Origin of the sequence: Pantoea sp. Morm, assembly GCF_016643525.1 — a bacterium.
Taxonomy (GTDB): domain Bacteria; phylum Pseudomonadota; class Gammaproteobacteria; order Enterobacterales; family Enterobacteriaceae; genus Pantoea; species Pantoea dispersa.
Window position 1 is genome coordinate 48,601 of sequence record NZ_VOQX01000004.1, and the last position, 12,609, is coordinate 61,209.

The 12,609-nt window shown below is 59.7% G+C and carries 11 protein-coding genes, 4 tRNA genes and 1 other RNA gene; 4 read left to right on the forward strand and 12 right to left on the reverse strand.

The genetic code is table 11. The annotated features are described in order from the left end of the window. Positions 1–66: 66 nt before the first annotated feature. From hemC to hemY, 4 genes are read left to right on the forward strand one after another with little or no spacing between them, the layout of a single operon-like run. Positions 67–1,008: a hydroxymethylbilane synthase gene (gene hemC / locus FT726_RS02470; RefSeq protein WP_288424600.1), complete on the forward strand. Its 942-nt coding sequence runs from the start codon at positions 67–69 to the stop codon at positions 1,006–1,008. Continuing rightward, on the forward strand, positions 1,005–1,745 hold the full coding sequence (gene hemD, locus FT726_RS02475; RefSeq protein ID WP_288424603.1) for a uroporphyrinogen-III synthase: 741 nt from the start codon (positions 1,005–1,007) through the stop codon (positions 1,743–1,745). Before hemC ends, hemD begins: the two co-directional genes overlap by 4 nt. A gap of 23 nt (positions 1,746–1,768) precedes the next feature. Continuing rightward, the gene (gene hemX, locus FT726_RS02480; protein ID WP_346302364.1) at positions 1,769–2,899 is read left to right on the forward strand and encodes a uroporphyrinogen-III C-methyltransferase; all 1,131 of its coding nucleotides are present in this window, start codon (positions 1,769–1,771) and stop codon (positions 2,897–2,899) included. 2 nt (positions 2,900–2,901) lie between these two features. Beyond that, the gene (hemY, locus tag FT726_RS02485) at positions 2,902–4,098 is read left to right on the forward strand and encodes a protoheme IX biogenesis protein HemY (protein ID WP_058775512.1); all 1,197 of its coding nucleotides are present in this window, start codon (positions 2,902–2,904) and stop codon (positions 4,096–4,098) included. Positions 4,099–4,705: 607 nt separating this feature from the next. Here the strand turns inward: hemY and FT726_RS02490 are convergent. The 12 genes from FT726_RS02490 to rfbA all read right to left on the reverse strand — a co-directional run bounded on the left by FT726_RS02490 (position 4,706) and on the right by rfbA (position 12,598). Beyond that, positions 4,706–4,835, reverse strand: a non-coding RNA gene (locus tag FT726_RS02490) — RtT sRNA. A gap of 37 nt (positions 4,836–4,872) precedes the next feature. After that, positions 4,873–4,949: transfer RNA gene (locus FT726_RS02495), tRNA-Pro, on the reverse strand. 36 nt (positions 4,950–4,985) lie between these two features. Next, positions 4,986–5,072: transfer RNA gene (locus tag FT726_RS02500), tRNA-Leu, on the reverse strand. 16 nt (positions 5,073–5,088) lie between these two features. After that, positions 5,089–5,164 (reverse strand) — tRNA-His (locus tag FT726_RS02505). 90 nt (positions 5,165–5,254) lie between these two features. Further along, positions 5,255–5,331 (reverse strand) — tRNA-Arg (locus FT726_RS02510). 159 nt (positions 5,332–5,490) lie between these two features. Then, on the reverse strand, positions 5,491–6,225 hold the full coding sequence (wecG, locus tag FT726_RS02515; protein ID WP_021506979.1) for a lipopolysaccharide N-acetylmannosaminouronosyltransferase: 735 nt from the start codon (positions 6,223–6,225) through the stop codon (positions 5,491–5,493). A gap of 28 nt (positions 6,226–6,253) precedes the next feature. Next, the gene (gene wzyE / locus FT726_RS02520) at positions 6,254–7,597 is read right to left on the reverse strand and encodes an ECA oligosaccharide polymerase (RefSeq protein ID WP_021506980.1); all 1,344 of its coding nucleotides are present in this window, start codon (positions 7,595–7,597) and stop codon (positions 6,254–6,256) included. Beyond that, on the reverse strand, positions 7,594–8,664 hold the full coding sequence (locus FT726_RS02525; RefSeq protein WP_346302365.1) for a TDP-N-acetylfucosamine:lipid II N-acetylfucosaminyltransferase: 1,071 nt from the start codon (positions 8,662–8,664) through the stop codon (positions 7,594–7,596). Before FT726_RS02525 ends, wzyE begins: the two co-directional genes overlap by 4 nt. Beyond that, complete coding sequence (gene wzxE, locus FT726_RS02530; protein WP_058758104.1) at positions 8,661–9,914, reverse strand: lipid III flippase WzxE; 1,254 nt, start codon at positions 9,912–9,914, stop codon at positions 8,661–8,663. The genes FT726_RS02525 and wzxE overlap by 4 nt, the downstream gene beginning before the upstream one ends. Next, a complete protein-coding gene (rffA, locus tag FT726_RS02535; RefSeq protein WP_346302366.1) occupies positions 9,914–11,044 on the reverse strand; it encodes a dTDP-4-amino-4,6-dideoxygalactose transaminase in 1,131 nt (376 codons plus the stop codon). The genes wzxE and rffA overlap by 1 nt, the downstream gene beginning before the upstream one ends. Beyond that, positions 11,044–11,739 carry a dTDP-4-amino-4,6-dideoxy-D-galactose acyltransferase gene (gene rffC / locus FT726_RS02540; protein WP_058758102.1) on the reverse strand — a complete coding sequence of 232 codons (696 nt, stop codon included), beginning with the start codon at positions 11,737–11,739 and terminating at the stop codon, positions 11,044–11,046. The genes rffA and rffC overlap by 1 nt, the downstream gene beginning before the upstream one ends. Next, complete coding sequence (gene rfbA / locus FT726_RS02545; RefSeq protein WP_288421150.1) at positions 11,717–12,598, reverse strand: glucose-1-phosphate thymidylyltransferase RfbA; 882 nt, start codon at positions 12,596–12,598, stop codon at positions 11,717–11,719. The genes rffC and rfbA overlap by 23 nt, the downstream gene beginning before the upstream one ends. Between the last annotated feature and the right edge of the window lie 11 nt (positions 12,599–12,609).

Below are 12,609 nucleotides of genomic sequence, written 5' to 3' on the forward strand. Positions count from 1 at the left end.
TTGAAACTGACAGCATTCCCCTATCAATGATAGGATAATCGATGAACGATCAAAATGGTTAACAGCATGTTAAACAAAATTTTCAGAATTGCTACCAGGCAAAGCCCGCTTGCCTTGTGGCAGGCACAATATGTCCAACAGCGCATGATGGCTGCGCATCCCGGCTTGCAGGTTGAGCTGGTGCCGATGGTCACCAAAGGTGATGTCATCCTTGATACGCCGCTGGCGAAAGTGGGTGGCAAAGGACTGTTTGTCAAAGAGCTTGAGCTGGCGATGCTGGAAAACCGTGCCGATATGGCGGTGCATTCCATGAAAGATGTGCCGGTCGATTTTCCCGACGGTCTGGGACTGGTGACCATCTGCGAGCGCGAAGATCCGCGCGACGCGTTCGTCTCGAATCATTATTCCTCGATTGACGCGCTGCCACAGGGCGCGGTGGTCGGCACGTCCAGCCTGCGTCGCCAGTGCCAGATCAGCGCACGGCGCCCGGATCTGGTGATTCGCTCGCTGCGCGGTAACGTCGGTACGCGTCTTAGCAAACTGGACGCCGGCGAGTATGACGCCATCATTCTTGCTGCCGCCGGGCTGAAACGCCTTGGACTGGAAGATCGCATTCGCCAGGCGCTGCCGGCGGAGTTTTCCCTGCCGGCGGTGGGCCAGGGCGCGGTCGGCATTGAGTGCCGCCTCGACGATCAGCCGTTAATTACGCTGCTGCAGGCGCTGAACCACAGCGACACAGCCGTCTGCGTGCGCGCCGAGCGCGCCATGAATACCCGTCTCGAAGGCGGCTGTCAGGTGCCGATCGGCAGTTTTGCCGTGCTGGAAGACGATCAGCTGTGGCTGCGCGGCCTGGTCGGTGCGCCGGATGGCAGCCAGATGGTGGTGGGTGAACGCCGCGGCCCGCGTGAACACGCCGAACAGATGGGGATCTCACTGGCCGAAGAGCTGCTGGACGGCGGTGCGCGTGACATTCTGCGTGAAGTTTATCAGGGACAGCCGCCCGCATGACTATCCTCGTGACCCGTCCGGAACCCGCCGCCAGCGAACTGGTTGCGCGCCTGCGCAGCCAGGGCAAACTGGCGTGGTCGTTTCCGCTGATTGAATTCACGCCGGGTCGCGATCTCCCCCAACTGCCGCTGAAGCTGGCCGCCCTGCAGCCCGGTGACCTGGTATTTCTGCTGTCGCAGCAGGTGGTGCACTTTGCCCAGCCCGCTTTACAGCAGCAGCGCAGCGCGTGGCCGGCATTTCTCGACTATTATGCCATTGGTCGCAGCACCGCGCTGGCGCTGCACACCGTCAGTAATCTGAACGTTGACTATCCGCATGCGCGGGAAACCAGCGAAGAGCTGGTGCGGCTGAATCGCCTGCAGCAGGTCAGCGGCAAGCGTGCGTTGATTCTGCGCGGCAGTCCGGGCCGTGAACTGCTGGCGGAGACGCTGATCGCCCGCGGCGCGGACGTGCAATACTGTGAGTGCTATCAGCGCTGTGAAAAGCAGTACGACGGCGCGATTGAAGGCCGTCGCTGGCGCGATCGCGGTATTACCACGCTGGTGGTGACCAGCGGTGAAATGTTACAACAACTGTTTGCGCTGTTTCCGCCAATCGATCGGCGGGAATGGCTGCTGCACTGTCGACTACTGGTCGTCAGTGAACGTTTGGCTACCCAGGCCGCCGAATTAGGCTGGCAGGAGATTGAGGTAGCCGATGGTGCGGATAACGACGCGCTGCTGCGTGCGTTACGCTGAACTTAACATTGGGATGAGCCACAATGACGGAACAAAAAGACTCCTCCGCCATGGTTGAAGAAACCACCCCTGCGGACACTTCCCCGACGCCAGCCAGCCAGCCGCCTCGTGCGAAAAAGAGCGACGGCAAGGTGCTGAGCGCGGTGGCAATTGTCATTGCACTGGCGATTGGCGCGGGACTTTACCTGAATGGGAAACACCAGGCCGACTTACAGGCTCAGACTAACCAGACCCTGAGCGAGCAGCTGAGCGCCCTGCAGCAGCAACTGGGCAGCGATAAACAACAGCTCTCGCAGCAGCTGGCGGACGCCAATACCGCGCTGCAGGAAGCGCGCAGCCAGCAGGATAACAGCGCCAAAGAGCTGGAGACGCTGCGTGAAAAAGTGGCCACTATTTCCGGCAACGATACCCGCACCTGGCTGCTGGCGCAGGCCGACTACCTCGTCAAACTGGCGGGTCGCAAACTGTGGAGCGATCAGGACGTCACCACCGCGGCAGCGCTGCTGAAAAGCGCGGACACCAGCCTGGCGGAGATGAACGATCCCAGCATCATGAACGTGCGCCGCGCGCTGACTCAGGACATCAGTTCACTGGCGGCGGTCAGCCAGGTGGACTACGACGGCATCATCCTCAAGCTGAACCAGTTGTCGAACGGCGTGGATAATCTGCGTCTGGCCGATAACGACAGCGATGAGTCGCCGATGGATGCCGACAGCGGTGAGCTCTCCAGCTCGCTGCACGAATGGCGCCAGAATCTGGTGAAGAGCTGGCACAACTTCATGGATGATTTCATCACCATCCGCCGCCGCGATAACACCGCGCAGCCGCTGCTGGCACCGAATCAGGATGTTTATCTGCGCGAAAACATCCGTTCACGTCTGCTGATTGCCGCGCAGGCGGTGCCGCGCCATCAGGATGAGATCTACAAACAGTCCATCGATGCGGTATCCACCTGGGTGCGTGCCTGGTACGACACTAACGATGCGGCAACCAAAGCCTTCCTCGCCCAGCTCGACGAGCTGAGTCAGCAAAGTATTTCGATGGACGTGCCGGACACGCTGGAGAGCCAGGCGCTGCTGGAAAAACTGATGCAAACGCGCGTGCGCAATCTGCTGGCGCAGCCATCGGCTGCGGCTGATCAACAGGGAGGCTAACCATGCTGAAAGTATTGGTGCTTTTCCTGCTGCTGATTGCCGGCATTGTGCTGGGGCCGATGGTTGCCGGCCATCAGGGCTACGTGCTGATCCAGACCGATAACTGGAACATTGAGACCAGCGTCACCGGCCTGGCCATCATCCTGATTCTCAGCCTGCTGGTGATTCTGCTGGTCGAGTGGATTCTGCGTCGCCTGTTCCGCACCGGCGCCCGCACTCGCGGCTGGTTCACCGGGCGGAAACGTCGCAGCGCCCAGCGTCACACGCAAAGCGCGTTGATGAAGCTGGCGGAAGGCGATTACCGTCAGGTAGAAAAGCTGCTGTCAAAGAATGCCGATCACGCCGATCAGCCGGTGGCGAACTACCTGCTGGCGGCGGAAGCAGCGCAGCAGCGCGGCGATGAAATCCGTGCTAACCAGCATCTGGAGCGCGCCTCTGAGCTCTCCGAGAACGATACCATTCCGGTTGAGATCACCCGCGTGCGCCTGCAGCTGGCGCGTAACGAAGATCACGCCGCACGTCACGGTATTGATCGCCTGCTGGAAGTGGCGCCGCGCCATCCGGAAGTGCTGCGTCTGGCCGAGCAGGCTTATATCCGCACCGGCGCCTGGGGCGCACTGCTGGATATCCTGCCCTCCATGCAGAAGGCGCAGATTAACGATGAGAACCAGCGTAACGCGCTGCAGCAGCAGGCGTGGCTGGGTCTGATGAATCAGGCCATGGCCGATCAGGGCAGCGAAGGCCTGAAAAAATGGTGGCAGAACCAGAGTCGCAAAACCCGTCAGGAGACCGCGCTGCAGGTGGCGATGGCTGAGCATTTGATCGAGTGCGACGATCCGGACACCGCGCAAAGCATCGTGCTGGAAGGACTCAAGCGTCAGTATGACGATCGGCTGGTGCTGCTGATGCCGCGTATCAAAAGCGGTGACCCGCAGGCGCTGGAGAAAGCGCTGCGTCAGCAGATTAAGCAGCACGGTGCCACGCCGCTGTTGCACAGCACGCTCGGCCAGCTGCTGATGCGTCACGGTGAATGGCAGCAGGCCGCAGAAGCCTTCCAGCAGGCGCTGGCACAGCGTCCGGATGGCTTTGACTATGCCTGGCTGGCGGACGTTTACGATCGCCTGCATCGCCCGGAAGACGCGGCTAAAATGCGTCGCGAAGGTCTGTTACTGACGCTGAAGAACAATCCTGGCGCCTGATTTTACTGTTGTTATTTTTGTGCACGCCGGGCCAGTCCCGGCTTTTTTTTGCCTGAAAGAGCGTGCAGGGAATACGGCATCAATCCGTGAACGGCAGATAAAAAAACACCTGCCAGAAGCAGGTGTAAGATCAGGTCGGTAAGACAACTGATGGTATCCGACTCAACGTAATGTCCTTCTTACTGCAGTAGCGCGTACACGTTACTGCCAGCTGGACAACGGATACCGTAAGGGGCTCTGCATCATTCCCAGGTTTATGTAGCATTAGCAAACATAAGAGGTGGAATGAGCATCTACGCTGAGATTATTGCACAAAGCGTGCCAGAATGGCATGAATCACGGGAAGTTATTTTATATCAGTCAGTTAGATGACCCCTGCCTGCTAACAGCGGTTACGATGTCGCGAAAACGCGACAGACCGGTTTAAAGCTGTCTCCGCTGAGCGACAGGCTGTGCAAGGAAAGGTAAGACTATTAAAAATCAGCAGGTTATATGTCGCGTAATAGCGACAATCGCTGCGCCCGGCGCAAACCTCCTTCGGAGGTTCTCATCCTCTTTTGCTACGAACGAAAAAAGCCCGCTTTTTGCAAAGCGGGCTTTTCGAATATGGTCGGCGAGAGAGGATTACGCTTCTCTGCGAGAAGCGCCCTGCGGGCCGTTGCTGACGCAACGTTGTCTCGCTGCGCTCGGCTCAAACCTCCTTCGGAGGTTCTCATCCTCTATTTCCTACAGCCGAAAAAAACCTGCTTTTTGCAAAGCAGGTTTCTTAAATGATGGTCGGCGAGAGAGGATTCGAACCTCCGACCCACTGGTCCCAAACCAGTTGCGCTACCAAGCTGCGCTACTCGCCGATTTTGTACTGCCTGTTACTGCTTACTTGTTTTGCCTGGTGCGAAGAGAGGGACTTGAACCCTCACGTCCGTAAGAACACTAACACCTGAAGCTAGCGCGTCTACCAATTCCGCCACCTTCGCATGTCCCAGCAAAATCTGGGGTGGCTAATGGGACTCGAACCCACGACAACTGGAATCACAATCCAGGGCTCTACCAACTGAGCTATAGCCACCATAATTCTGGTGCGTAAGCGTAACCGCTTACTTAATGCACTGCATAACGCGGTTAAACCAACCACCGAAGCTCTTGCGCACAAACTAAATGGCGCGCCCGACAGGATTCGAACCTGAGACCTCTGCCTCCGGAGGGCAGCGCTCTATCCAGCTGAGCTACGGGCGCGTAGCGCCGTTGCGGATGGGCATACTACGTATTTGACTCCAGGCTGTCCAGTGCTTTTTCATAAAAAAATCGCGTTTGCTTACGCTTTGTGCATTCCGTCGATAAATAACGCAATTTGCCTGCTTAACCTGCCGGAATTACAGCACTATTCCTGCCGCGTTACAGATCGCCGCGCCAGTGATAGCGTAAATATTTCAGCAGTTTTAACTGACGACGCCAGCGTGATGGCTGACGTATCAGGCGATACAGCCACTCCAGCCCTAATTGCTGCCAGATGCGCGGCGCACGCGTGACGTGGCCGGTAAAGACATCATAGGTGCCGCCGACGCCCATATACAGCGCGTGCGGCCAGTGTTCGCGACAGTCGCGCATCAGCAGCTCCTGGCGCGGCGATCCCTGCGCCACGGTCACAATCTGCGCCCCGCTGGCGGCAATGCGCGCAAATAGCGCCTCGCGTTCGGCTGGAGCGAAGTAGCCGTTCTGGCTGCCCACGATGTTGACATTCCACTGACGGCGTAATTTATCGCAGGTTTCCTGCAGCACCTGCTCACGCCCGCCGATTAAAAACACCGGAATACCGCTGCGGCCCGCCTGTTCCATCAGCGCTTCCCACAGATCGGCGCCGGCGATGCGGTTCACCGTCAGCTGCGGGTATTTTTTTCGCAGCGAACGCACAATGCTGATGCCGTCCGGGTATTTGATCTCCGCGGCGGCGATCAGCGCGCGCAGCTGGGCATCCTCTTCCAGCGTCAGCATCTTTTCGGCGTTGATCGCCACCAGCGTGCCGCTGCGCGGCTTGCCGTCCGGCAGCAGAAAGTGAAGAAAGCTCGCCATATCGGCGAAAGCGTGTAAATCGATGCCGCGCAGGGTATAACGCGGATGGTCGGTTTCCATGGTCGGTATTTCCCGTCAGGCCCGGAGGTTAAGCAGAGCGCGATAAAACTGGCTCCGCGCGCGGGCGAATCAGCCCGGCACGCGCTAACAGCCAGAAAAGTAACTTCGCCAGCCCAACGCAGGCGGCGAAAATCAGGCAAAAGAACACCACGCGCGAGCCGAAGGCATCCAGCCCTTCGCGCGCCAGCACGATCATATTGAACACCGCGCCAAAGCAGAAGCTTTGCAAAATGGCACCGCTGTAGCGGTTGCCAGCTTCGCGCCCCTGCTGGTAGAGAGAATCAAACCCTTTCATCAACAGCCCGACCGCTATCGCCCCAAGGGGAATAAAGCCTGCACCGCCCATGATCAGCAGCGACCCGAGCAACGTGGGTGAAATCGCCAGCCCGGAGTGGTTATTCAGCACTTCCCAGGTGAAATAGTTGGCGCTGTTGAGCACCATCGATGGCCGATCCGGCCACAGCCAGCCCGGGATAAACACGTAGAAATCACGCCAGATCGGGGCCAGCCCCTGAAAATCGATTTTGTCGTAATTCTGCAGCAGCAGCGCAAGGTTTTCCCACGGCGAAAAGGTGTCGCGCGTCAGATAGAGAAACGTGTAAAACGCTTCATCACCCACCACGTCGAGATTGTAACGACGCAGCGCCAGCCAGAACATGCCGCCAATCGCCATCACGCCGGCTCCCACCAGCATCCACAGCGTAATCCAGCCGCGCGTAATGCCGATGAACAGGAACAGCGCAAAGGCGATGATGATATTGGCGCGCGTCCCGCCCACCAGCGCATAGGTCAGCAGACCAAACGCCACCGTGATCAGCAAAAACAGCAGCCACTGGCGCTGGGTAGGATTAAGGAAATAGCGGATCAGCATCGCCGGAATGAAGAAGTAGAAAAAACGCTTGAGCGCCACGCCGGACACTTCGCTGGAGAAGATCTGGTTATAAGCCGACAGCCGGAACAGCAGCAGGCCGTTATGCATAAAGAACACCGTGACGGTTCCCACCGCCACCAGCGCCAGCAGCAGGCAGGTCAGATGGGTTTCCACCCGGTTCATCGTCAGCCAGGGTTTGCGCGGCGCCGCCTGCGCAGGCCGCAGCCGCACTTTGTAGCTGACGTAATAGATGGCGTAGAAACTGGTGGCGGCCAGCAGCGCCTGCAGCAGATAGTCTGCCGGCACCACGCTGACGTTAAAGCGGAATACCAGCACGCTGGTCAGCGGAAAGCCAAAGTAAAATGTCAGTAAAAACAGCAGGGTAAAAAACAGGTGGAAATTAAAACGCACCCGTTTAAATTCGCGCCAGGTCAGCGTCAGAATGAAGCCCAGCGAAAACAGATACACCACCAGCAGACCACTAAACTGCAGCAGGCTCATGTCGACTCCCTTTCACTCTCCGCCAGCGCGTGGCGCCATCCCGCCAGATAGCCCGGGGCAAAAAAGGCGATAGCAGAACAATCGCACTGCGCCAGCTGACGCTGCGCCTCCGCCACGCGCGTGCGATCCAGCGCGTCAGCGCTAAATAACACCGGCAGCCCCTGCTCGCTCAGGTCACGCCAGAACGGATTCTTACGGTTAACCACAAACGGAATGCCGGCCTGAATCAGCAGGCACAGCGTACCGATGCCCTGCTGACGCTCGAACATAAAATAACCGAGCTGACAGCGACTCAGCAATTGCAGATAGGCAGTGAAGTCGATTTTGTCGCGCAGCAGCGTCACCTGGCCGCGCGGAAACAGGCGCTGCGCGGCAGCATCAATCTCATCGATGTACTCATAGTTGCTGGCCGGATAACCGAGCGGGATCACCACGTTAACCTGCTCACCAAACTGGCGGCGAATCGCCTGCAATCCTTCAATGTGCCGGTTGCTGCGATCGCCCGAGTTGCCGAGCAGAATGCTAAAGCTGTCGCTGGCGGCAGGGGCGGGTATCGCGGCCTCCGGCATGCGCGTTGGAAAATAGAGCAGCGAAGTGGGTACGCGCGGATGGCGCTGCTGGAAAAAGTGCAGATCGCCGCGCGTGGCAAACACCTGCGCCATGCGCCCCTGGGCGATACGCCGCAGCAGATAAAACAGGCGGTACTTCAGCCCGGCGCCCTCTTCGTAGAGATCGGCGCCCCAGACGTGCCAGAACGCCTGCTGTCGCCGCAGCTTGCCGCTGAGCAGTGCCAGCCACAGGCGCGGATTGAACTGGCCGTGAAAGAAGAAGCGCTGACGGCGATCGGCGGCGCGTGCGATCACCGCCTGCGCCAGCGCGCGTTTACTGGGATACACGTCGATCTGCAGCTGAGGATAGGCCAGCAGGGTATCCGGCGCGGCCGATACCACCATAAACTGACGCGGCGCGTCGGCTGGCGATTCAACGCTCATGACGTCGTTAAAGAAGCGCAGCAGCGTGTGATTGTGATGCGGGATATCGGAGCCCAGCACGTGAAATAGCGTCATTTTTTCCGGCAATAAATCAAGAAAGCGCCACAGCAAAGGGCAAAGTAGAGCACGTAGGTCGCCATATAAGCCTGCGCCGCGCCCGCCGTTCCGTGCAGTGGGATCAGCCAGTGCGCAAAGGCGGTCAGCAGCACAAACTGGCTGATTTCCGTGAGAATATAAAAGCGCAGTGAGGCTTTGGCGATCACCAGGTATCCGAAAACATAGGCGCCTACTTTAAAGACGTCACCGCACAACTGCCAGACAAAAAGATCGCGCATGGCGCTGAACTGCGGGGAAAACAGCAGCCAGATGGCGACATCGCGCAGCAGCCAGACGCAAAAGCTGGCCGCCGCCACCGCCGGCAACACAAAGCGCAGCGCACGGCCAATTTCGCGCGCGATGTCAGCTTTATGCTCCAGCCGCGCCAGCGTTGGCAGCAGCCAGACGCTGAACGTGGCGGTGATAAATTGCAGATACGCATCGGAGATGCTGGTGACGCCCTGCCACAGCCCGACCTGCGCCCAGCCCTGCTGCTGCGCCAGCAGATTACGCATCATCACCCAGGCTACCGGCAGGGTCACGGCCGTCATCAGCGCCATCAGGGTAAATTTGGCCAGATTACGCGCCAGCGCCGGCTGCCACTGCGGCATCAGCCAGCGCAGCGGCAGTTCCTCGCGGTGGCGTCGCAGCATCCACAGCGCCGGCCCGACCAGCAGCGCCGGCACCAGCGCCAGCCCGACCAGCGCACCGGCATAGCCACCCAGCCACCAGCACAGCACATAACCCACCACGCCGATCAGGCTGCCGGCGATCAGCGCCAGCGCGTTACCGCGCGCATCGCGAAAACCTTTCAGCAACGCCAGTGTCAGGTTGGCCCAGGCAATGCCCAGCTGCAAAAAGGCGACGATACGCACCACGTTTTGCCAGGCGGCGTGACCAAACAGCGCCCGGCTGATGGGCTCCGCCGCCAGCAGGAACAGCAGCGCCAGCAGCGTGGAAAACCCCAGCACCATTGCTGACGCAGTGCCGGTCACTGCACGCAGCTGCGCCGGCTGCTGGCGGAACTGCGCGACATAGGTGGTTACGCCGTTAAAGATACCCGCGCCGGCCAGCACGCCGAGCACGGTAATCAGCTGGCGAAAGTTACCCGCCTGGCCGACGCCCTCGGGGCCGAAGCTCACCGCCAGCAGTTTCACCACCAGCAGGCCAGCGACAATTTTTACCAGCGTGGACGAGGCGGTCCACACTGAGGCTCTGGCTAACGACATCAGGCAAAGAAGCTCAGCAGCGAACTGATTACCGTACGCTGGTTGTTGTCCGACAGGTTGTAGAACAGCGGCAGCCGCAGCAGGCGCTCGCTCTCGCGCGTAGTGAACGCATCCGTGCCGTGGAAGCGGCCAAAACGCGTGCCGGCCGGTGAGGAGTGCAGCGGGATATAGTGGAACACGGTGAGGATCTCCGCTTCCTTCATCCAGTTAATCAGTGCCTGGCGATCCTCGCTGTCGCGCAATTTGAGATAGAACATGTGGGCGTTGTGACGGCAACTGGCCGGCACCGCCGGTAACGCAATGCGCCCGCCGGCCGCCAGCGGCTGCAGCGCGTCGTAATAGTTCTGCCACAGGCGCAGACGCTGCTGATTGATGCGTTCCGCCGCTTCCAGCTGTGCCCACAGATAAGCCGCCTGCAAATCCGCCATCAGGTAGCTGGAACCAATATCGCGCCAGGTATATTTATCCACCTGTCCACGGAAGAACTGGCTGCGGTTGGTGCCTTTTTCGCGGATGATCTCCGCACGCTCGATCAGTTTCGCCTCGTTGATCAGCGTGGCGCCGCCTTCACCGCCAGCGGTGTAGTTTTTCGTCTCATGGAAGCTAAAGCAGCCAATATGGCCGATGGTGCCCAGCGCGCGCCCTTTGTACTGCGACATCACGCCCTGCGCCGCATCTTCAATCACATACAGCTGGTGCTTCGCCGCCAGCGCCATGATGGTATCCATCTCGCACGCCACGCCCGCATAATGTACCGGCACGATGGCGCGCGTTTTCGGCGTGATTGCCGCTTCAATCTGCGTTTCGTCGATATTCAGCGTATCCGGACGCACGTCGACAAACACAATGGTGGCACCGCGCAGCACGAAGGCGTTGGCGGTGGAGACAAAGGTGTAGCTCGGCATGATCACTTCATCGCCGGGCTGGATATCGATCAGCAGCGCGGCCATCTCCAGCGAAGCGGTGCACGAGGGCGTCAGCAGCACTTTTTTGCTGCCAAAGTGCTGCTCCATCCACTGCTGACAGCGCCGGGTAAAACCGCCGTCGCCGCACAGCTTGCCGCTGGCCATCGCCGACTGCATATAGTCAACTTCGGTGCCCACAACCGGGGGCGCGTTAAATGGGATCATCAGGCTTTCCTGTAAAACCAGTAGGCGGTGCTTTCCAGCCGGGCACCGCTGCGTAAATAGAGGCGCATCGCCGTAAGATTGCTGAGCTGGGTTGCGACCCGCAGACGTTCGAGCTGGCGCACCCGGCCCCAGTCGGCTGCCGCCAGCAACAAACGCTGCCCGACGCCGTTGCCCTGCGCCGCCGGCAGCACCGCCAGCAGACCGATACGCGCGTCACCAGCGACTTCGCGCATGGAGACGAACCCCTGCAGCGCGCCCTGCTCGTCGCAGGCGATCAGACACTGGTGATCAAAAGTGCCGCGCACCGCGTTCTCAATCCACTGTGCGTAGAAGCGGCCGCTGTCTTCAGCGTCAAACCAGGGAGCACGAAAACGGCTCTGGCTAAACGCCTGGGCCGCTGCCGCGCGCAACTGCGGGATCTGCGCTTCGCGCGCGATGCGCACGCCGGTCTGCCGTTCGGTGCGTTTGATATTGATCGCCAGATCCGCTTCGCCTTCCACCAGCTGAAAACCATGCTGGCTCAGCGCATCTATCGCCGCGCTGTCCTGCGCCGGCACCTTAACCTGCCACAGCGTGTAAGGCTGCTGCAGCGCCTCGGCCAGCGGCACATCGCCGTCCAGCGTCAGCCGCGCCGTGGCGCAGCGGAAGAAGTCGCTCTCCCACGCAAGGGGATCAATACTGACGCGGACGGGCATGCAGAATATCCAGCAGATACTGGCCGTAGCCGGTTTTGGTCAACGCCTGTGCCGCTGCCAGCAGCTGCTCATCGCTCAGCCAGCCGTTGCGCCAGGCAATCTCTTCGAGGCAGGCAATTTTAAAGCCCTGGCGTTTCTCCACCGTTTGCACGAACACGCTGGCCTCAATCAGGCTGTCGTGGGTGCCGGTGTCCAGCCAGGCAAAGCCGCGCCCCAGCAGCTCCACCGCCAGTTCGCCCTGCTCCAGATACATCTGGTTGATGGCGGTAATTTCCAGCTCGCCGCGCGCCGAAGGCTGCACCTGCTTCGCAAACTCCACCACGCGGTTGTCGTAAAAGTAGAGGCCGGTGACTGCCCAGCGCGATTTCGGCTGCTGCGGCTTCTCTTCAATCGACAGCGCGTTGAAGTCGTCATCAAACTCCACCACCCCAAAACGTTCCGGATCCATGACCTGATAGGCAAAGACCGTGGCACCGCGACTGCGCGCGGCCACCTTTTTCAGTTTCGGACTGAAGCCCTGGCCGAAGTAGAGATTGTCGCCCAGCACCAGACAACAGCTGTCGTCACCAATGAAGGATTCACCGATGATAAAGGCCTGCGCCAGGCCATCCGGGCTCGGCTGCTCGGCATACTGCAGCTGCAGGCCAAATTCACTGCCGTCACCCAGCAGCCGCTCAAAATGGGCGCGATCGTCCGGCGTGGTAATAATAAGAATGTCGCGAATCCCCGCCAGCATCAGCACCGACAGCGGATAGTAGATCATCGGTTTGTCGTACACCGGCAGCAGCTGCTTGGATATCGCCCGGGTTATCGGGTGCAGGCGTGTGCCCGAGCCACCGGCTAAGATGATACCTTTCATCGTTGCTCCTC

Excerpts from the sequence above, each read along its gene's own strand:
- hemC (WP_288424600.1), top strand. The coding sequence starts at position 67 with ATGTTAAACAAAATTTTCAGAATTGCTACCAGGCAAAGCCCGCTTGCC.
- FT726_RS02525 (WP_346302365.1), bottom strand. The coding sequence starts at position 8,664 with ATGACGCTATTTCACGTGCTGGGCTCCGATATCCCGCATCACAATCAC.
- wecG (WP_021506979.1), bottom strand. The coding sequence starts at position 6,225 with ATGGAAACCGACCATCCGCGTTATACCCTGCGCGGCATCGATTTACAC.
- hemD (WP_288424603.1), top strand. The coding sequence starts at position 1,005 with ATGACTATCCTCGTGACCCGTCCGGAACCCGCCGCCAGCGAACTGGTT.
- hemY (WP_058775512.1), top strand. The coding sequence starts at position 2,902 with ATGCTGAAAGTATTGGTGCTTTTCCTGCTGCTGATTGCCGGCATTGTG.
- rfbA (WP_288421150.1), bottom strand. The coding sequence starts at position 12,598 with ATGAAAGGTATCATCTTAGCCGGTGGCTCGGGCACACGCCTGCACCCG.
- wzyE (WP_021506980.1), bottom strand. The coding sequence starts at position 7,597 with ATGAGCCTGCTGCAGTTTAGTGGTCTGCTGGTGGTGTATCTGTTTTCG.
- rffC (WP_058758102.1), bottom strand. The coding sequence starts at position 11,739 with ATGCCCGTCCGCGTCAGTATTGATCCCCTTGCGTGGGAGAGCGACTTC.
- rffA (WP_346302366.1), bottom strand. The coding sequence starts at position 11,044 with ATGATCCCATTTAACGCGCCCCCGGTTGTGGGCACCGAAGTTGACTAT.
- wzxE (WP_058758104.1), bottom strand. The coding sequence starts at position 9,914 with ATGTCGTTAGCCAGAGCCTCAGTGTGGACCGCCTCGTCCACGCTGGTA.
- hemX (WP_346302364.1), top strand. The coding sequence starts at position 1,769 with ATGACGGAACAAAAAGACTCCTCCGCCATGGTTGAAGAAACCACCCCT.